An 18,042-nucleotide genomic window follows, 5' to 3' on the forward strand; every position below is an offset into this window, starting at 1 on the left:
GCCTCAATCCTCACCCGCCATCACGGCTATAGGCCCCTTGCAACCGCAGGGCGGCCTGATGGCGCGGTGTGATGATGAATAGAAATACCGCGTCATCGTGCACGTCATATTCTTTCTCAATCCGTAAACTATCCGTACAAATTGTACGTGCTCAATGAGTCGACTATAATGCCTATTGTTACGGCACGAGTCCGTACAAAGGAGGCATTATGGCAACCGCACGTTTAGACATTCGCCTTGATGAAGAAATCAAGGCAAAAGCAGAAAAAGCATCGGCTTTACTTGGTCTAAAAAGTTTAACGGAATACGTTGTTAGACTTATGGATGAAGATGCAACTCATGTAATCGAAGCACATGAAAGTATGGTTGTGAAAGACAGTGTTTTTGATGAATTTATAGCGGCATGTGATCAAGCTAAAGCTCCAAATCGAGCGCTACTTGAAGCGGCTCAGTTTACAGATGAGCGTGGCATCAAGTGAGTTGGGGGAAAGAGTTTGTTGAACTCAGTAAATCAAAGCATGATCGCAGTTCATTTGACTGTGATGAGCAAGCGCTTAATACGTTTATAAAAACTCAAGCAGTTAAACATATGCAAGCTGGTATTAGCCGAACAATGGTTTTACCTAGCACACAGCCTTTGCTTAATCAGAAGTACGCCATATGTGCATTTTATAGCGTTGCACCTAGTTCAATGAGTCGCGAAACCTTACCAGAGCCGTTAGCAAAGAAGCTCCCTAGATATCCAATTCCTGTTTTTCTTTTAGCTCAGTTAGCCGTACATAAAGAATTTCATGGCTCCGGGCTAGGGAAAGTCAGCTTAATTCGTGCGCTTAAGTACCTTTGGGAAGTGAATCACTATATGAGGGCTTATGCGATTGTGGTTGACTGCCTTACAGATTCAGCACAAGCATTTTATACAAAATTTGGTTTTGAAGTATTGTGTCAACATAATGGTCGTATACGTATGTTTTTACCAATGAAAACCGTAGAACAGCTTTTTAGTCAATAAGTTAGAATATAACAAACGTTTTAAGAGGGATTCGCAAGGCTCGGCGATTTGGGTTTGTGTGTTTACGGCGCAATCATTGAGCCGCTGCGGTCTCGGATCTCTTCCAACTGACTAAGCGCCAGTGTGCGCACGCCCTCCGTCGTAGATTGACGGGCTGCCCTTTATTCCGGCCGACCGGGACAACTACAGGGTCGCCCAGGGCTTCCCGAATGCGATTCAAAGCCCGGCTTATTGCCGGGGGGGCTCAAATTCATTCGGCGCTCAGCACCAATGACGCTTCCTTCATCAAGTCGCGCATCCAATGCCTGCAGGCGATTGAGATCGGGACGTGACATGGCGGTGTTCTTTGTCAGCCCCTTCTTTTATGCTATGGCGATTCAGTCACCGACCAAGCATGGCTTTATGAGAAGATCCCTCGACCATCTGCCCGAATATAAACAGCGTGAGCTGGCGACGATCTCGACGATTCTGCGCGATACGCTGGAAGACTATCTTCAGGGTAAGAATGGGAGTAAAAGCGAGTTTCGGATCTTAAAAATCATCCTGTTCGGCAGCCATGCCAAAGGCGGTTGGGTGCGAGATATTCCCAACGGCTATGTCAGTGACTACGACATTCTGGTCATCGTCAACAAATCCGCGCTGGTGGAAGACGACCTTGTTTGGCGCAGTGCGGAAGAGCAGATCGAGCGTAAAGTCAAAAGCGCACCACTAGGGCTGATTGTACATACCTTGGAAGACGTGAATGAACAGCTCAGACAAGGTCACTACTTTTTTACCGATATTCGTGAACAAGGCATTTTGCTTTATAACGCCAATGGGAAGGCACTCGTTGAACCGGGGAACTTAACCGAAGAAGAGCGTCGGGAAATCGCCCGTAAGCATTATGAACAGTGGTTTGAGAGCGCTTCGGATTTTCTGGTGACTTATCAATTTGATAAAAATCGCGGTAAATTAAAACAAGCTGCTTTTCTCCTTCATCAATCGACAGAACGATTCTTTGCCTGTGTGTTACTCACCTGCACTAATTACCTCCCCAAATCCCACAACATTGAAAAGCTCAGCAAGCTGTGCGTCCAAATTGACCCTGAATTTACAACGATTCTCCCACTCGACAACAAATTTCACCGCCGCAGCTTCCGTCGCCTGCAACGGGCTTATATCGAAGCCCGCTACTCTGAGCATTACGAAATCACCGAAGAAGAACTTAATTACCTGGCCGGTGAAGTGCAGCGTTTGCAGGAATTAACGGCGCGGGTTTGTCGGGAGAGAATAGGGGAAGTTTGAGCTGGCTTTGTTCGCTTGCAAGCAAGCTCCTACAACCCTTCGATTAACCTCTGAATTTTCTGTGGGCGCCTGCTTGCAGGCGATTGTGTGAAGGGCTGGAATCAGACCAGCGATAGCCCATCAATCAATGCGCATTTTTGACTGGCGCCATTGCTCAAGATGTTTCAGTCTCAAGAGATTAGAGGCACAAAGTTGCGGCATAGTGAGCACAAACTTTGATATAAATGCGCATGCGCACTTTTCACAAGGGGCAAGAATATAAAAAACTTCATGTTCAATAGGTTAACAGTTTGTGGGCTTATTATTGCTTTGAGAAAAACACGCGTGCGCAGTATTAAAAATGTTATGAGGCTGAATGGGAGTAATTTTTGAGAAAGTTGATTTCGGAATCCAGAAAGCTTGAGAAGAGCGCCCGAGAGCTACGGCGCCGAAGACTTAACTGGCGCATGGTAACTAAGAATCAGATAGAAGTTTATTTCAAGGAAGTTTGCGGTGCTGCCAAGGAGTATTCTTATCCATTCTCTATGTTTTTGAGTGTTCACGACGAAACAGAAAACGAAGAAACTGTCCAGTTATCAGCAGGTATTAATAAGACTGGTATCGTGGAGATAATCGATAAACCGGACGCCAAGGGCTGGAAAACCGAACTAGAAAAAGGGGCCGCGCTCGTTGCATCTCTTGCGAGCGATGGAACTGTAGGATTCATAATTTATCCCTATAAATCAGAGCGATATTCGAGGAATGAAGGCAATATAATCCTTTATCACAACCTTTCACCAGATAATGTTACGAGCAAGTTAGTCAAAAGCTGTATTAGCAAATATCTTCTTTATGTGCGTAACTCAAGTATCTATGGTGTTTACAGCTCTTCTTTTTTAGATTTTATTCGGATAAATATGATGATTGCGGTAGATATAAGGAACAGAAAAAAGATATATCGAACGGCCTATGGCATGCTGGCAGAATGGTCGAAAATTATAGGTGCTGGGATAGCCGGTTATATCGTGGCAGTCCTGACACGAGTCCTATAACAAAAGCAGGCAAGGGACGCTCCTAGCATCTTGATCCTGCCCAGTAACAGTGGACACCTCAAGCTGGTAGGGAAGGCTGGTTGAAAACAGGCTCGTTAGTTCAAAAAAGGAGGCAAGCCCATGTTAGAACTTCGACCAAACTGTGAGTGCTGTGACAAGGATTTACCTCCGGAATCGACAGAGGCAGTCATCTGTACTTTTGAATGCACATTTTGTGCTGAGTGTGCTGAGGATGTCCTTAATTATATCTGTCCAAATTGCTCAGGGAACTTAGTGCCACGACCAATACGTCCTGTCGCTGCACTTAAAAATAACCCGGCATCTACCACCCGCGTACTAAAAAAAGGTGGGTGCGCAGCCAATGCATAACAAGCGCATTGAAAATCGCCCTACGGGCTGGACGTCGCTGATGCTCTGCCTTTTATGCGGGTGTTCAGGCTGTAGGAAAAACTCCGGAACGATGCTCTGATCGGTTTTGGATTCGCAGGAGGCGGTGATGGCTCAATTCAAACACTACGACCAAACGACCCGCGAGCGACATCGACTGGATGAAACATCGCGTCGATAGCCCCACGGTAAACCAATCTACAGCTTCGTTATGCGTCAAAAGGAAATTCATGTCAAAAATAACATTGAAAGGCTTTATTTTAGTTCCTGAGTCGGAGCTTGAATTAGTAAAAAGTGAGTTGGTAAATCATAAACGTCTTACTCTCGAAGAAAGTGGGTGTATCACGTTTAGTGTCATTCAAAATTCGGAAAATGCTCTTCGTTTCGACGTTTACGAAGAGTTCACGGATAAAGCGTCTTTTGAACAACACCAGAAAAGAGTTAAAGCTTCCCATTGGGGCAAAGTGACAGTTAATGTTGAACGGCACTATGAAATCTTTGAGTAAACGCATAACAAGTTGTTCAAGCAGATTCGGCAAGGACGAGGTGATTGGCATGCACGAATGGGTAAACCTGACAACGCGAATCGGCGAGTCCATACAAAATCCGCAAACAGATCAACTTCGAGCAGCTCTTGATGAACTATTCGCTTCGAAGGATGAAGAGCACCCGGATAGTTGGGTTGAGTGTGGAAGTGAACAAGGTCCGCTGTACTCTCTTACTTTCTTTTACAGTGGCCGTGGAATTTATACCCAATATTCGGATGCAGACATGACTGAAGAGCTTGAAAACCGCGAGATAAAAGTATCTGGTCCAGCGGAGGCGCTTCAGCTTTGGGAGTACTTAATCAGCGGTCTGCATGAAAAGCTCTAACCAAGGCAGCCAAGGCGAGGGCTTTTTCGTTGCGGCTCTAAACCGGCGCTTGGGCCGGGTGTGATGAGGGGAAGCTCAAGGCTGAGTTCTGGCAGTACTTCACTTGGGTGTGGCGGGTAGAGTCGAGTTCAGTGGCCATCTTCGTTGTTTACCATTTCGGTCTTTCCGTCTTGGCATCGGCCGGTCGCTCATTGGTCACATTGTGTGAGGTCTTTATCCCCCAAGTTTTGCTGCGAGGTTGTGTAGCGGCGAGTATGCGATCAACAGCGCGACACAAAGGACTACAAGGAGTGTGCCTGATCGCTTGCTTTGTCCTGATCCTTTGATGAATAGCCCGATGGCAAGGATTATTGAAAGGGCGATGAGTACAAGAAAGAGGCTACCTAGCCCGAGTTCGATGATGTCGGCGATACCGTAGGCGGTATTGGGTTCAAGATAGATCCCCGCATAAAGATAGGCCCGAAAGTAAAGCATGAACGTAAACCATGACAGTGTCAGGGCACCGATCCCGATACTGGCTTTTGTGCCTTTGCTGAGTGTCATCGTGGTTTAGCTCCCAATGTTTTTACTCTCAATGCTTTTACCCCCCATGCTTTTACTTTCCATGCTTTTGCTCTCCATTCTTTTTTGCTGTGATCAGGCCAAGGGCTCTCGGGCTGTTCTGGAAGGTAGTGTGGTGTGCATCCACATTGGCGGTCATTATCCTCGTCGTCCAGAGTCTAGGTGTCGGCTCGGTTAATCGTATGTGTGTTGGCCTCGATCTTGGCGTGGTTTGCCCTAAGTTTCCAGTGGTCGTTAAGCCGTTGCCTGCAGTGTCAGGAGGCCGAGTGCGATGAGTGCGGTGCCGACGAGTCGGTCCACCCAGGGCATGATGTGGGTCAGTCGTTGGCGGATGGGTCGGCTGTTCAGTAAGCGGCTGACGAGGCTGAACCAGAGGCCATGGACTAAGGCGATCCAGAGGCCGTAGCCGATCTGGAGGGGGAGGGGCGTCTGGGGTGAGATGACTTGGCTGAACAAGGCCACGATGAATAAGAGGGTTTTCGGGTTGAGTAGGTTACAGAGAAAGCCTTGTGTCCAGGGCGCTTGCCATCGTTGGCGCCATTTTGAGGGGCTTTGGGGTGCTGTGGTCGCGGTTGTTATGGAGGCGGTTGTGAGGGCGCTGGTTGCGGGGGTCGGTTGTGCCCGTGCCCGATGTTTCAATGTAACGCTGAGCCAACTGGTGAGGCCTAGGTAGATTAAATAAGCAGCGCCCAAGTAGCGAATCAGGGTGATGCCGGTGTCGCTGTGTTGCAGGATTAATCCCAGCCCGAGCAGTGTGTAGGTCACATGAATACAGATGGCGCTGGCGATGCCCCAGGCGGCTTGGGTGGCGGCGCGATGGCCGTGGTTGAGGGCGATTCGGGTGATTAAGGCAAAGTCTGGGCCTGGGCTGATGGTGGCGAGCAAGGTGATGGTGGCCACTGCGATGATTTCGGTGGTGGGCATTGGGCGTCCTGTCGTATGAAGTTAATGCCGTTATTCTGCGGTGTGTCTGATGGATAAAAAATTGAAAAAGAATCAGGCTAACTGTGCATAATACTCACAGTTTGAGGCTGTGATCGTCGATGGGGTGGGCCCAAGGCGGACGGGGTGAGTGTGAGTTGATGAGTGAGATGGATGCGTGATGACGGACGATCCTTATTTGAAATTGCGGCCGCTGTTGTCGGCTTTACCGGTGTTTCGAGCGGTGGCGCGCCAGGGCAATTTCACCCGTGCGGCGAGTGTGCTGCATCTGACGCATGGCGCGGTGAGTCGAGCCATCGCTCAGTTGGAAGCGCGGTTAGGGGTGACGTTATGCGTTCGCCATGCGCGCCATGTGACGCTGACGCCTGAGGGTGAGCGGTTGTTAAGCACGACCGAGCTGATGCTGGATGAGCTCAGTGATGCGGTTGAGGCGATTCAGCCGACCGGGGGGGCGTCGTCATTACGGGTCTCCTGTGAGCCGACGTTAGCGATGCGTTGGTTGATGCCGCGTTTGGGGGAGTGGCAAGGGTATCATCCGCACCCGGCGGTGGTGTTGCACACGGCGGGAGGGCCGGTCGATTTTGCTTCGCGCCAATATGATATGGCGATTCGACGGTTAGATTTCCCCTTGCCTCGGGATGTGATGGTGGTGCCTTTGTGCCCGGAATGGGCAGGCCCGGTTTGTGCGCCGGATTATTGGCAGTCGGTGGGTCAGCGGTTGGATCAAGCCTGTTGGTTGCATAGTCAAACGCGGCCTTCGGCCTGGGCGGATTGGTGCCAGGGGGAGGGGCAGCCGGAGGTGGCGGGGCAGCATCAGTCTTTGGCGCATTTTTATTTTGTTTTGCAGGCGGCGTTAGATCGTTTGGGGGTTGCGATCGGCTCTTGGCCTTTGGTTATCGATGATCTACAGGCGGGGCGCTTATGTGCGCCTTTTGGGTTCGCGCCGACGCAGGTGGATTATGGGGTGATCTTGCCGGAAGCGGTTTATCAGCGTGATGAAGTGCAGTCTTTTCTTGCTCAACTACAGCGCTGGGCCAGTGTGTTGGCCCTGCCTCGAGGCGAGCGGTGAGGCTAGGGGCGACGGCATTGAATCATGCTGTGGGGTTTGGGGGTGCGTAATACCAGTGTTTCGGCATCCAGGCGGATGACGTCATAGCGGTTGAAGCTGGAAGAGGCTTGTTCCCGGTTGGGGTCAAATTGACCGTTTTGGGCGAGCTGTCGAGCGGCCGGGTTACTGGGCTCAAAATGTTGCTGGGCGTCTTCTTGCAGTTCATGCCCTTGTAGGGCCCAACGGCCATGCGCGCTGATATCGTAGGTCAGTCGCTGCTGGGGAAGGGCAATGGTCAAGGTGCCGCGTGTTTGATATTGATGGTTCTCACGATAATGGGTATTAAAGCGAGTGGATAACCGGCCACCATCGGGTATGGCGCGAGATTGATGGCATTGCCAGTGGCCTTCAAGGTTGTGCTGGCGAGTGGCTTGTTCGGTAGGCGTGATGGGGCGTCGGCGCTCTGCTTGGGCGTTGGCTTCAGTGCTGTACAGTGACCCGAGCCATAAGACGCTTAGGAAGGCGCCTGCGATGATCCGTGAACGCCATTGCTGCTGGGAAGTTGTCGTTTGATCAAGTGCCACTGAGATGGCCTCTGCTGTTGTGGTTGACCTCAGCGATCGAACAAAAGGGGGCACTCAGGCCCCCTTGTCGATCTGCTGATGGCGTATATTGACCCGACGGTTAACTGACGGGGCGGCCAATCAGGGAGCGTTTATCTTCGTTGACTTCGGTGAGCTCGATCTGAATCTGATCGGCCAGACGATATTTCACTTCACCTTGGATCAATACACGCCCTGTTTCCTGATCACACTGTAGCTCATCCCGCGTGGCATGAATTTCTGGCCCTGGGATAAAGACAGTGGCGCCGTTGTCGACCAGCTGAACACGCATGCCCCCTCGGTTGATGGCGACAATCTGGCCCATAAAGCGTTGGCCTTCTTGAGGCTTCAGGTAGCGTGCATAGAGCCAGTCTTTGACGTCACGCTCGGCGCGGCGGTTAGAGATACGGCCTTCAGACAATGACTCAGTCAGTGTCTCATCAACGGCGGGCTTGTCGCTCTCGCTGAGTACCGCTTTGATCAGGCGGTGGTTGACCAGATCGCCATATTTGCGGATCGGTGAGGTCCAGGTGGCATAGCCTTCAAAGCCCAGGCCAAAGTGGGGCGCTAGTGTTGGCGATAAGCCTGCAGGCCCTTGGAAACGACGGAAGCGCGCTTCTAGCCAATCGCCATCCGGGTGAGCTTCGAGGGCATTGCGGGCATCGCGGAAGCCCGTTAATGAGGCCAGTTGTTCGGCATCATGGGTTAAGCCTTCGGCTTTGAGCATCTCAACTGCGGCCTCCAGTTTTTCCGGGGCGATGCCGTTATGGGTGCTGAAAACCCCTTGGCCCGCATGGCGGGCGAGGAAGTCGGCTGCGGCGACGTTGGCCAGCAGCATAGATTCTTCGACCATGCGATTGGCTAGGCGACGCTCTTCAATTTCAATGCCGATGACCTTGTGATCATCATCCAGTTTGAAGCGATAGTCTGGGCGATCTTTGAACACTAAGGTGTGGGTCTGACGCCAGCTTAAACGCTGCTGCATCATGTCGGACAAGGCTTTGAGCTGAGTTGCCATGATCTCATTCGGTGCCCAACCGTTGGCTTTGTCTTCCAACCAATCCGACACGTCATCATAGTTCAGGCGGGCCTGAGAGCAGATCCAGGCCGATTGGAATGTGGGATCCGCTTCCAGTGCGCCTTCAGCATTGACGTTTAAGGTGCACACCAATGCCGGGCGTTTTTCATCCTGTTTCAATGAGCATAAGTCATCGGACAGGGTGACTGGCAGCATAGTGATGTCACGTGCGGGCAAATAAAGGGTGAAAGCGCGCGCTTTGGCTTCAAGATCGGCTTCACTACCTGGCATCACATAAGCAGAAGGATCGGCAATGGCAACGGTGAGTGTCCAGCCGCCTTCTGGGCGCGCTTCGATGGAAAGCGCATCATCCATATCCCGCGTGCTGGGGTTATCGATGGTGAAGAAGGGAATATGGGTGAGGTCTTGGCGTTCAAGCCCGGCGGGATCTTGCAGTTGCCAATCGGCTTCGATTTCAGGCTGTGCTTCAGGCAGGTCATGGCGTGCCAGTACCACACTCCAAGGCGCTTTATGGTCGTCATTGCGCGCAATCAGACGCGTGACTTCAATAAAAAAGCCCTTGTCGTTGGGCCGTAGCGGATGGCGAAGCAACTTGGCGACCACCCAATCACCTTCATTGAAGGTTTCAGACTCCACTGCACGCGCTTGACGAGCTTTGAGAGCCTGGTTGATCTGGGGGTGATCCGGTGTTACGGCCAGACGGCCATTTTGCAGGGTGACCCGACCAATAAAGCGATCCAAAGAGGCTTCGACCAGGGTTTCGGGCTCGGCCTGCTCGCGTTTTTCACCACTTTGCGGATGGGTTTCTTCATGCAGCGCGGCTTCAACACGGTCACCGTGAAGAACCTGCTTCATGGCAGGTGGGGGGACAAAATAGCTGTTGCCGTCGTCCGTTTCAAGAAAGCCAAAGCTTTTGCTGGTGGCGCGAATCACACCTTCCACACGTGGAGTCTTGGCGCGAATATTCTGTTTCAGCTGCGAAAGCAGCGCATTATTCTGAAGCATCGTGCAGACCGGACCTGAGTCAAATGGAGCGGATCACTATAAAGGCTGGCGCTCGGGAAACCAAGCACGATCCCGGTGAGATCGCAATAAATCCGCATCCGTGGCCAATTGGAGCAGAAGGTATTGCAGTGCTGGTGAATCGTGCTGGTGAATTAAGCGGGTCGATTGGCGACCTCAATACGGTTGCGCCCTTGATCTTTTGCGCGATATAGCGCGGAGTCGACACGTTGCATCATCGTTTGCTCTTCTTCTGGGTCTTGATAAGCCGTCACCCCAAAACTGGCCGAGCAGTGTCCGATATCGGCAAAGAGGTTATCAGCAACGGTCTGCCTGAGTTGTTCGGCGATGGCTGTGGCTTGATTCAATGGGGTTGCCGGTAAAATCACCATAAATTCCTCGCCCCCCCAGCGGCCCAAAATATCCTGCTGTCGGAGTTGTGACTGAATCAGTGCTGCAAACTGTTGTAGCACCAAGTCACCGATATGGTGGCCCCAGTGGTCGTTAACCTGCTTAAAGTGGTCAATATCACACAGAATGGCGCAGAAAGGGGTCGTTTCTTCGTGGTTGTACTGTATATGCTGAGCCAGGCTTTCATTGAGTTTACGGCGGTTATAAAGGCCTGTGAGAGGGTCCCGAATGGACAGCTCTTCGACTTGTTTTTGCCCGGTAATATCCTGGCGAATGGCGGTGTAGCCCGTAATCACCTGATTTTTGTCGTAGATGGGCTCAATGTGGGCATAGACCCAGTAGGTTTGCCCATTGCGACTGCGGTTCTTGAGTTCTCCAGACCAGCTTTGGCCACACTTGAGTTGTCGCCACATGTCGCGATACACCGATGCCGGAAAATCGGGGTGGCGGACAATGTTATGGCCACGCCCAATCAGCTCTTCTCGTTGGAAGCCGCTGATCTGACAGAAGGCTGCAGACGCATGGGTGATGCGTCCAGCTAAATCGGTCGTGGAGGTGATGACAAACTGATCAATGATATCCATCTGCCGTTGCAGGGCATCTCGCGTTTCGGCAATATCGCGGGTTTGCCGGTTGACCATGCGTTGAAGGCGGCGGTTGAGCAGAAACTGCACCACCATAATGATCAGTACGACGGCGATAATGCCCAAGGTGGCGTATAACCAGTGGCGGACATCAAGAGGCTGTTTAATATAGTCTTGATAGGTCAGACCGGTTAAGTCTCTTGATTTTGCCTGAATAGGTCGGTCCTCCAACGCTTCTTGGAATATATCCGCTGTTCGGCTGAGACGACTTTTATCTAAAAGACCCAGCGGGATCAGTTCCGGCTGAATCATGCGTGTTATCTGTGTGGCTTGATATTGCAAATGATTGAGTGAGAGATGAGGGGCATATTGCTGTTGAATCAGCTCAATCATTTGCGCTTGATGGGCTAATGCATAGCGCCACCCTTTGAGAGAGGCTTCGCGAAAGGCCTTGACCCGGTCAGGATAACGCTCCATTTCTTGTTGGCTGGTAAAGAGCATGTCGCCATAGAGCTCAATGCCAACGTTGCGGGGATAGAAGATGGTGAGAGGCAAGCCCGCACGTCGGAAAAAATAAGGCTCATTGGTGAGGTAGGCGCTAATGGCATCTACGGAGCCTTCCATCAGCGCATTAGATGCATCGCCATAGTCGACAAAGTTGAGATCACTCGGGTTAACCCCTGCCTCAATAAACATGGCGCGAATAATCGCGTTTTCTTCCCCTTGGCTCACCATGATTGTTCGCCCGATCAGGTCGAAAGGATGTTGGAAGGCATCTTCCTTGCGCGTCAGTAGGATTAAGGGCGAGTGTTGAAAAATCGCGGCAAGCAGTACCAGGGGTCTGCCCGTGAGATAGGCTTGCACCAAGCCTGCATCACTAATGCCGTAGTGGCCTGTGGCGGATAATACTTGCGCGATCGTGTCTTGTTGCGGTTGGTGAGGCACTAATCTCACCTCAAGCCCTGCCTCTTCATAGTAACCTTGTGCCTGAGCCGCATAGTAGCCTGCAAATTGAAAACCATGCTGCCATTTTAGGTACAGCTTCACCTCATTATTAGCCTGCAGTGTTGTTGCACTGAACAGGCTACAGAGTAGAAGGAGTAGTTGGCTTGGCCAGTATCGTCTCATACGCGCTCAGGTCTCAGGTCTCAGGTCTAATTCGTTATTGTGACAGTGTGCTTGACGGTGAATGCTCTGATGCGTTTGGTTGCGCTGATGTTGCTTCAGTTGGGGCTTCTGTCTGCTCTAATACATCATCTAGCGCCTCCAGCGACATTGACGTTTCTTGCCGCGTGCTCGAGTGTTGTTGAGGCGTGCCAGACTGTTCTTTCATGGATGCCTGGTCGTGCGTCGTGGATGGTTCAGATACCGACTGAGCTTCATAGGGGATATAAGGTACCAGCCAGAAAGGGCTTGTACCGATTAAAAATCCAACAATGGCCACCACCGTGCCCGCAACCAGACACTTTTTGCGCCAAGTGAGCCCGAGTAGACAAATCCCCAAGCCTAAAAAATGTAACAAGACACCTATGAAACCCATACTGCTCTCCTCATGCTTTGCTTCTTCATACAAGCGCCCTTCATCGTATTCATGCCTTAGAAGTGTGATCGATGTGTCGACGTGTGCTCGATGTCGGGGCCGGTATTTGAATCTATCCAAGTGTTTGAATCTATCCAAAGCGTATTATGGCGCACTTTGGCGGTGCTCTGTGATTCTGATGTTTGTCCTATGCATTGAATATCATTGAGATTTCCGTCATGAGGTGTTGAATATGAGATTATCCGTGAGCCGTTGTGGTGTCTGTATATGCTGTGTCTATCTAGCATCGTAGCTTAATCTGAGAGCAAAAAAGTGAGTTAAAAAAGATGGGTTAAAAAAGAGAGACAAAAACAACGGGCTTTCGTCTGCTGGTCATTCGTTTTAGTCTGAGTCTCATGACAAAACCCTGCCACGATAAGGCGGATGATTGATTACGTAGGATGAATCTATTGTGCATACATTCAGCGTCTGAGTGTATGACTTGATCAAGGAGTCATTAAGATGCAATGGCAGACAGCACCACAAGCGCCTCGAATTGCGGCGCTACAAATGACGTCGACCGAGCGGGTTGAAGAAAATTTGCAACGCGCAGGCGAGTTAATTGCTGAAGCGGCGCGACAAGGTGTTCAACTGGCAGCACTTCCTGAATATTTCCCACTATTGCATCGTGATGAGCAGGAAAAGGCCCGTATTGCCGAAGATGATGGCGATGGACCTATTCAGGCATTCCTCGCTGAGCAGGCGCGTCAGTATGGTATTTGGCTGGTGGGGGGGAGTATTCCGCTGAAAACCTCCCAGCCTGATAAAGTCTATAACAGTTTGGTGGTGTATGGGCCGGACGGTCGCCGAGTTGGCCGCTACGATAAAATCCATTTATTTGGTTTTCACCGGGGTGAGGAGCATTACGATGAAGGCGCCAGTATTGTGGCCGGTCAGCAGCCGCTGGTGATTGATACGCCTTTTGCGCGAATAGGGTTTGGTATTTGTTATGACTTGCGGTTCCCTGAGCTTTTCCGGGGTATGGATCATATCGACCTGTTGATCACGCCTGCAGCCTTTACGGTCCCCACCGGGCGTGATCACTGGGAATTGCTCTGCCGTGCCCGCGCGGTGGAAAATCTGTGTTACTTGCTGGCCCCGGCTCAAGCGGGTCACCATCCCAGTGGGCGTCGTACTTATGGCCACAGCATGTTGGTGGACCCTTGGGGCAAGGTTCAAGCCATTCAGGCCGATGGTGAGGGGGTCGTGGCTGCGGTGATGGATCAATCTCGGATTGAAGAAGTGCGGACTCAGCTCCCCGCACTGGAGCATCGACGTTTATCTTGTCGGTGATGACGTGGAGGTCGCGGCCTGGGGCATCACGGCTTCAAGGGGGTCGGCTTCAGGCCGTGACAAGACTTCAGCCAGCACTTTGAGATGACTATGTTCAACATCGCGTGCGGCGGTGAGCAGGGTGATCGGGCCCGCCTCTAAAGCCTGGCGCAGGGGCAATAGGCGTTCCGGGTTCAAATGCAGTTCATCGCGATAAGCCCGCGAGAATTGAGCCCAGCTGATCCGCTCGCTGTGAAAATCCCGGCGCAGTGCGGGGCTTGGGGCGGGATCTCGCCACCAGTGATCGACCTTGAGATCTTCACGTCGATAGCCCCGTGGCCATAGTCGGTCGACCAGAATGCGCAAGCCATCCTCGGGGTGCATGTCTTGATAAACGCGTTTGAGTTGAATGTGATGCTGCATGGGCCACCTCCTGACTTCAAAAGGCTAGCGTTTTCATCGTGGATTGCCAATCCCTTCTCTCAATCTCAATGGCCTCTGTGTCTCGGCTGTGCTTGTCTCTCGACGGGTTTTCTATCCTCACGGTGCTTCTATCTTAGCGGTGCTTCTATCTCAACTGTTCCTCTATCTCAACCATGAGTCGATATACAAGGTCAGTGCTGTGTTCACTCAATACAGATTTCAGTCACTGCAGGTTGATGCTGATTCCGTTAGAATAAGCCGCCCTTAAGTTTTGTCTTCTAGACGCTCTGTTTGAAAAGCCCCCAGTGTTTGGCTCGAAATCTCGTGTTCGGTGGCTGTGAAGGGTGGGGTTGGATTGATAGACCCGCGCATGATGAAATGCGCCGATACATACAAATGATTTGTTCCTGGCTGGAATTGCGGAGGTGCTCCCCCTTGACCCCAATGATGCTGCAATGGCTTGAGCCCCTGTTGGCTTTGCGAGGTTTATCGTCGCGGTCTTTACTGAATCAGGAGATTCCGAAAGAGACTGAAAAGACGGCTCAAGCGTGGTTGGAAGCTCAACAGATTCCAGGGCTGGGCGTCTGGGAGTGGCATATTGCGGATGCTGCTTATGGGGTTCAGGCGCGTGAATTTTTAACGCTATGGCAACGCGCACCTTCTGATTGGGGGGCGCAACAGCGTTTGGAGTATCTGCATCAGCATCAATGCTGGCCAGATGATTCAACGCCGCTCTCGGCGGAGACGTTAGCGCCGATAACTGAGGCGCTCGCGGCACTGGAAGATCTCACCCCTTGGGATGAACAGTTACCCGCTGCCGCTGAGTTTTTGCAAGGCATTGAGCTGGTGCTGCGTGCCCGAGAAGCGGGCTGGCTGACGCAACCTCAGGCCCATGCGTGGGTACAAGGCTTTATGGTGTACTTGCAGCGCCATTACCCCAGCTGGCAAGCCGTGCTGAATGATGTTTGGCTGATGGAAGCCTGGTGGCGTCAGGTGCCGATGAATTTTGATGGTGTGACGGGCCAAAAAGGGGTGGCGTTACTGGCCGAGCAATTGGCTGAAGGCGTTGAATGGCAAGCGGATTTATCGTTGCAATCACTGCAGTTACCGATGCGTCGTGACCCTCTTGGGTTTGCATTGGCGGCACGGGCGTGTGAAGTGCTCTTATGGCATGCCCGTTTAGATCATATGGATGAACTTAAGCGCCATTATTGGCCTGATGTTGATCAGGTGCTGACGCAGGATTGGCAGATTCATGATCGCCATGGCTGTCAGCAAATGCTGTTCTGGCTTGCAGGGCAGGGGCATCGTCAAGCCTGGCAGCTGGATTTTGAATGGCTACAACAGGCTTCCTCAGAACAAATTCAGCAGTGGCTGGATGATGATGCCTTTCAACAGGGGGATCGTCGTAGTCACCCCCGTGTGGCTCATGTGTTGGTGGAGTTACGTGATTTGCCTGAGTTGGCGGTTGCCGCTTGGGATTGGATTCGCATGATTGATCTGGCGCTTGCCGGTTGGTTGGGCGGTTATCTCAGTGCGCAAGAGTGGCGCGTTCATGCCTTAAAAGCGACTTGGTTGTTGCGCTGTACCTTTGATTCATGGGAGGCGGTCGCTAACAGTTATCTCTTGGGGCGGCGACTATGGGAATGCCAAGAGAGCATGGCTCCTGATTATGTGATGCAGCGTAATTGGGAAGAGCTGTTGCTGTTGTGGAGTCAGCCTGAAAGCCGCATGAATTGGGCTGCCTTGGATATTGATCATCCAGACTTCCGCTTGGCTTGCCAGGATTATGCGGAGTTGTTTAATGCGCGCCCGTTATCATTACTGGGGCTATTGGCCAGCGTTCGAGATGATGCCTGTTTGCTGACCGCTTTGGATCCTGAGCGCATTCCTCAGTCACGTCGTGAAGAATCGACCGATTATTTGTATAGCATGTTAGATGTCCAGCCGGATGTGGCGATACAGCCAGCCTTGGCGCGCTTTTGGATGCCCGGAATGGTGCATCATTTTGATCAGCTGGCGATGAATGCCCGTGTCGGCCGTGTGCCGCGGGTGCCTGATAATATTGAGGTGGCGGATAACCTCTGGCAGCAGTGGCGAGCCATGCAGGATTCTTTAGCTGAGTGCGTCACTCATCCTGCGGCTATTGTGATGGCTGAAAAGTACGCTTTTTATCTGGCTAAAGCGCTGGAAAGTGGTCATTACCCGCTAAGTGATCTGCAGTTTTTAGCGAGGGCGCTCGGTGATTATTTACGCTGGCATTATCCTGATGCACGCACGCTGTTAGCGGCTTGGTGTCAGTGGGATCAATTAACCAGTGATGGCGAGCGGCCTTTAACCCGTGAGATTCGCTGGCAACAACAGGATCTCGGGAGTTTGTTTCATGTGTTGGATTGGCCCCGACCGGCCCGGCGTTTTACTGAGCCTGGGCGGCGTGTCAGTGAAGATGAGTTGGCCACTTATAATTTGGTCGGACCGCTGACGGGGATTCACTGGGGCTTTCCTGAGCCCTTACCTGCCCCGCAGGCGCGCGAACTGCGCCACTGGTTGGGGGAAAGTTACTGGTTAACCGGCCCGGAAGATACGCGAGAATTTCTGACTTACTTGCATGATGCGGGAGACCGCCAAGAGTATGACATTAACTTTGCGCCGTTTACCCTCAACCCTGAGCGTTTGGCGCAAGAAGTGGATGCCCAGATGCAAGGTGACCGCGATCAGGACCAAGAGATCTTTTTGCAGCGCTTGAAAATGACGCAGGCCAATACCTTTGGCGTCAATGATGTCGATCTGATCGCCTGGGATATTGCGCAGATGGTCGATATCAGTATGGCCGCCTTCCAGGTGGGGTGGCTGGATGAAGAGGAAATGAACCAGTGGTTGATGCAGGCACGTCATTTAGCGACTGAGCACTTCAGCGGCTGGGTCGATTATGCGCAGGCCTTGTTAGCTGGGTACAGTTTCTTTTTGGCCGAACCCTCGCAGCGAGAGACTCATCTAGAGCCTTTCATCCAGCGGATGCTGGGCTTATTACTCGCGTTACCGGTGCCGATGGGATTATGGCAAACACTCAGTTGGCCCGGCCAGACGCGTCAGGCGAAAAGCCAGCCGCAGACCAGTTTGACGGGGCATCGAGTGCTGCATTGAATGTCCTTTCATGCAGGCTCTTGAAAGGGGGGCTTTGAAGTGAATGCCCTGGCATTGAATGTCCCCTGTGAGCTTGCTGGTACTGCCGAGGCGTCATGGCTGTGCGCTGTTTGAAGTGGCGCTGGAAGTGGGCCTGATCGGCAAATCCTAGCGATTGGGCTGTATCGATAATGCTCCAGCCTTGGCTCAACAGCTGTCGGGCACGGCGGATGCGTTGATCCAGTAGATAGGCGTGCGGGGGTAGGCCATAGCGCCGTTTAAAATCAATGATGAGCTGATCCCGGCTGCGATTAGCTTCTTGGCTGAGCGTGGTTAAGTCAGGTGGGGTCGTCAGCTGGCTCATCAGGCAATCATGGGCACGCCCTAAGGCCTGATCAGCGCGGTAAGTTCGAGTCGGGCGTTGGTCTGCCCAACAGGGTCTGAGGAATTCGATCAGTTCTATTTCGCTGCTTAGCGCATCAGTGCTGTGTTGCAGCTGTTGATAGAGTCGATCAAAGGTGTCAGGGCAGGCCGTTAAATCGGATTTAAAGCCGATATAGTCCTGACAGGCAAAGTCATCAGATTCCTGTTGTAACTGGTGTACCCAATGTGTTGATAAAAACACCATTCGGTAAGACCAAATACCATGATCCGGGTTGCAGGCATGGACTTCACCCGGATCAAATCCCACCAGCACCCCGGCACCAATACGATCCTCCTGACGGCCTTTTTGATAATAAGCTTGTCCGGCATCGACACGGCCGAATGAAAACTCATCATGGCTGTGGCGCTTATAGCTGTTGGTGCAGTCATGAGCCTGACGTAATAGCACTTCAGATAAAGTGGGGCAACGTTGCAGTGATTGAGTCATC

At 51.8% G+C, this 18,042-nt stretch carries 19 protein-coding genes; 10 read left to right on the top strand and 9 right to left on the bottom strand.

What is annotated here, in order from left to right; genetic code table 11:
• The first annotated feature begins 209 nt into the window (after window positions 1–209).
• Window positions 210–479: a type II toxin-antitoxin system TacA family antitoxin gene (locus BFW38_RS03935; protein WP_068997222.1), complete on the top strand. Its 270-nt coding sequence runs from the start codon at window positions 210–212 to the stop codon at window positions 477–479.
• Entirely contained in the window at window positions 476–1,009 is a 534-nt protein-coding gene (locus BFW38_RS03940; RefSeq protein ID WP_068997223.1) for a GNAT family N-acetyltransferase, read from the top strand. The genes BFW38_RS03935 and BFW38_RS03940 overlap by 4 nt, the downstream gene beginning before the upstream one ends.
• 161 nt (window positions 1,010–1,170) lie before the next feature.
• Here BFW38_RS03940 and BFW38_RS17610 read toward each other — a convergent pair whose 3' ends face one another.
• Window positions 1,171–1,344, bottom strand: coding sequence for a hypothetical protein (locus tag BFW38_RS17610; RefSeq protein ID WP_218186351.1), 174 nt, complete (start codon window positions 1,342–1,344; stop codon window positions 1,171–1,173).
• Here BFW38_RS17610 and BFW38_RS03945 point away from each other — a divergent pair.
• The 5 genes from BFW38_RS03945 (at window position 1,343) to BFW38_RS03960 (ending at window position 4,584) form a co-directional block, all read left to right on the top strand.
• Complete coding sequence (locus BFW38_RS03945) at window positions 1,343–2,293, top strand: HEPN domain-containing protein (RefSeq protein ID WP_175400927.1); 951 nt, start codon at window positions 1,343–1,345, stop codon at window positions 2,291–2,293. The two genes, BFW38_RS17610 and BFW38_RS03945, sit on opposite strands and share 2 nt — an antisense overlap.
• Window positions 2,294–2,661: 368 nt before the next feature.
• Entirely contained in the window at window positions 2,662–3,324 is a 663-nt protein-coding gene (locus BFW38_RS03950; protein ID WP_139116551.1) for a hypothetical protein, read from the top strand.
• Between the two features lie 120 nt (window positions 3,325–3,444).
• The gene (locus BFW38_RS17615) at window positions 3,445–3,693 is read left to right on the top strand and encodes a DUF1272 domain-containing protein (RefSeq protein ID WP_084004437.1); all 249 of its coding nucleotides are present in this window, start codon (window positions 3,445–3,447) and stop codon (window positions 3,691–3,693) included.
• A gap of 248 nt (window positions 3,694–3,941) precedes the next feature.
• Entirely contained in the window at window positions 3,942–4,217 is a 276-nt protein-coding gene (locus BFW38_RS03955; RefSeq protein WP_068997225.1) for a putative quinol monooxygenase, read from the top strand.
• A 49-nt stretch (window positions 4,218–4,266) separates the two neighbouring features.
• Complete coding sequence (locus BFW38_RS03960) at window positions 4,267–4,584, top strand: hypothetical protein (protein WP_068997226.1); 318 nt, start codon at window positions 4,267–4,269, stop codon at window positions 4,582–4,584.
• A gap of 213 nt (window positions 4,585–4,797) precedes the next feature.
• Here the strand turns inward: BFW38_RS03960 and BFW38_RS03965 are convergent, their stop codons facing one another.
• Both BFW38_RS03965 and BFW38_RS03970 read right to left on the bottom strand, forming a co-directional pair.
• Window positions 4,798–5,127, bottom strand: coding sequence for a hypothetical protein (locus BFW38_RS03965; protein ID WP_068997227.1), 330 nt, complete (start codon window positions 5,125–5,127; stop codon window positions 4,798–4,800).
• Between the two features lie 252 nt (window positions 5,128–5,379).
• On the bottom strand, window positions 5,380–6,069 hold the full coding sequence (locus BFW38_RS03970; RefSeq protein WP_068997228.1) for a LysE family translocator: 690 nt from the start codon (window positions 6,067–6,069) through the stop codon (window positions 5,380–5,382).
• A 178-nt stretch (window positions 6,070–6,247) separates the two neighbouring features.
• On the opposite strand from BFW38_RS03970, the gene BFW38_RS03975 reads away from it, so the two are divergent.
• Complete coding sequence (locus tag BFW38_RS03975) at window positions 6,248–7,156, top strand: LysR substrate-binding domain-containing protein (RefSeq protein ID WP_084004438.1); 909 nt, start codon at window positions 6,248–6,250, stop codon at window positions 7,154–7,156.
• A gap of 2 nt (window positions 7,157–7,158) precedes the next feature.
• Here the strand turns inward: BFW38_RS03975 and BFW38_RS03980 are convergent, their stop codons facing one another.
• The 4 genes from BFW38_RS03980 to BFW38_RS03995 all read right to left on the bottom strand — a co-directional run bounded on the left by BFW38_RS03980 (window position 7,159) and on the right by BFW38_RS03995 (window position 12,313).
• Window positions 7,159–7,719, bottom strand: coding sequence for a hypothetical protein (locus BFW38_RS03980; RefSeq protein ID WP_139116552.1), 561 nt, complete (start codon window positions 7,717–7,719; stop codon window positions 7,159–7,161).
• 100 nt (window positions 7,720–7,819) lie between these two features.
• Window positions 7,820–9,781 carry an exoribonuclease II gene (locus tag BFW38_RS03985; protein WP_068997230.1) on the bottom strand — a complete coding sequence of 654 codons (1,962 nt, stop codon included), beginning with the start codon at window positions 9,779–9,781 and terminating at the stop codon, window positions 7,820–7,822.
• A gap of 152 nt (window positions 9,782–9,933) precedes the next feature.
• Window positions 9,934–11,901 (bottom strand): diguanylate cyclase, encoded by a 1,968-nt coding sequence (locus BFW38_RS03990; RefSeq protein ID WP_084004439.1) that lies wholly within the window; start codon window positions 11,899–11,901, stop codon window positions 9,934–9,936.
• Between the two features lie 34 nt (window positions 11,902–11,935).
• On the bottom strand, window positions 11,936–12,313 hold the full coding sequence (locus tag BFW38_RS03995) for a hypothetical protein (RefSeq protein WP_068997232.1): 378 nt from the start codon (window positions 12,311–12,313) through the stop codon (window positions 11,936–11,938).
• 501 nt (window positions 12,314–12,814) lie between these two features.
• Between BFW38_RS03995 and BFW38_RS04000 the strand changes: the two genes are divergently transcribed.
• Window positions 12,815–13,645 carry a carbon-nitrogen hydrolase family protein gene (locus BFW38_RS04000; protein ID WP_068997233.1) on the top strand — a complete coding sequence of 277 codons (831 nt, stop codon included), beginning with the start codon at window positions 12,815–12,817 and terminating at the stop codon, window positions 13,643–13,645.
• On the opposite strand, the gene BFW38_RS04005 is transcribed toward BFW38_RS04000, so the two are convergent.
• A complete protein-coding gene (locus BFW38_RS04005) occupies window positions 13,631–14,047 on the bottom strand; it encodes a DUF488 domain-containing protein (RefSeq protein ID WP_068997234.1) in 417 nt (138 codons plus the stop codon). The two genes, BFW38_RS04000 and BFW38_RS04005, sit on opposite strands and share 15 nt — an antisense overlap.
• A gap of 444 nt (window positions 14,048–14,491) precedes the next feature.
• Here BFW38_RS04005 and BFW38_RS04010 point away from each other — a divergent pair, with 444 nt between their 5' ends.
• A complete protein-coding gene (locus BFW38_RS04010; protein WP_245686197.1) occupies window positions 14,492–17,191 on the top strand; it encodes a DUF1266 domain-containing protein in 2,700 nt (899 codons plus the stop codon).
• On the opposite strand, the gene BFW38_RS04015 is transcribed toward BFW38_RS04010, so the two are convergent.
• Window positions 17,115–18,041 (bottom strand): AraC family transcriptional regulator, encoded by a 927-nt coding sequence (locus tag BFW38_RS04015; protein ID WP_068997236.1) that lies wholly within the window; start codon window positions 18,039–18,041, stop codon window positions 17,115–17,117. The genes BFW38_RS04010 and BFW38_RS04015 overlap by 77 nt on opposite strands.
• Window position 18,042 lies beyond the last annotated feature (1 nt).

Origin of the sequence: Terasakiispira papahanaumokuakeensis (assembly GCF_001709345.1) — a bacterium.
Taxonomy (GTDB): Bacteria; Pseudomonadota; Gammaproteobacteria; order Pseudomonadales; family Halomonadaceae; genus Terasakiispira; species Terasakiispira papahanaumokuakeensis.

Coding starts and splice junctions, on each gene's coding strand:
- BFW38_RS03955 (WP_068997225.1), top strand. CDS start 3,942: ATGTCAAAAATAACATTGAAAGGCTTTATTTTAGTTCCTGAGTCGGAG.
- BFW38_RS03975 (WP_084004438.1), top strand. CDS start 6,248: ATGACGGACGATCCTTATTTGAAATTGCGGCCGCTGTTGTCGGCTTTA.
- BFW38_RS03995 (WP_068997232.1), bottom strand. CDS start 12,313: ATGGGTTTCATAGGTGTCTTGTTACATTTTTTAGGCTTGGGGATTTGT.
- BFW38_RS04015 (WP_068997236.1), bottom strand. CDS start 18,041: ATGACTCAATCACTGCAACGTTGCCCCACTTTATCTGAAGTGCTATTA.
- BFW38_RS03985 (WP_068997230.1), bottom strand. CDS start 9,781: ATGCTTCAGAATAATGCGCTGCTTTCGCAGCTGAAACAGAATATTCGC.
- BFW38_RS03935 (WP_068997222.1), top strand. CDS start 210: ATGGCAACCGCACGTTTAGACATTCGCCTTGATGAAGAAATCAAGGCA.
- BFW38_RS04010 (WP_245686197.1), top strand. CDS start 14,492: ATGATGCTGCAATGGCTTGAGCCCCTGTTGGCTTTGCGAGGTTTATCG.
- BFW38_RS03960 (WP_068997226.1), top strand. CDS start 4,267: ATGCACGAATGGGTAAACCTGACAACGCGAATCGGCGAGTCCATACAA.
- BFW38_RS03970 (WP_068997228.1), bottom strand. CDS start 6,069: ATGCCCACCACCGAAATCATCGCAGTGGCCACCATCACCTTGCTCGCC.
- BFW38_RS04005 (WP_068997234.1), bottom strand. CDS start 14,047: ATGCAGCATCACATTCAACTCAAACGCGTTTATCAAGACATGCACCCC.
- BFW38_RS17615 (WP_084004437.1), top strand. CDS start 3,445: ATGTTAGAACTTCGACCAAACTGTGAGTGCTGTGACAAGGATTTACCT.
- BFW38_RS17610 (WP_218186351.1), bottom strand. CDS start 1,344: ATGTCACGTCCCGATCTCAATCGCCTGCAGGCATTGGATGCGCGACTT.
- BFW38_RS04000 (WP_068997233.1), top strand. CDS start 12,815: ATGCAATGGCAGACAGCACCACAAGCGCCTCGAATTGCGGCGCTACAA.
- BFW38_RS03965 (WP_068997227.1), bottom strand. CDS start 5,127: ATGACACTCAGCAAAGGCACAAAAGCCAGTATCGGGATCGGTGCCCTG.
- BFW38_RS03945 (WP_175400927.1), top strand. CDS start 1,343: ATGGCGGTGTTCTTTGTCAGCCCCTTCTTTTATGCTATGGCGATTCAG.
- BFW38_RS03990 (WP_084004439.1), bottom strand. CDS start 11,901: ATGAGACGATACTGGCCAAGCCAACTACTCCTTCTACTCTGTAGCCTG.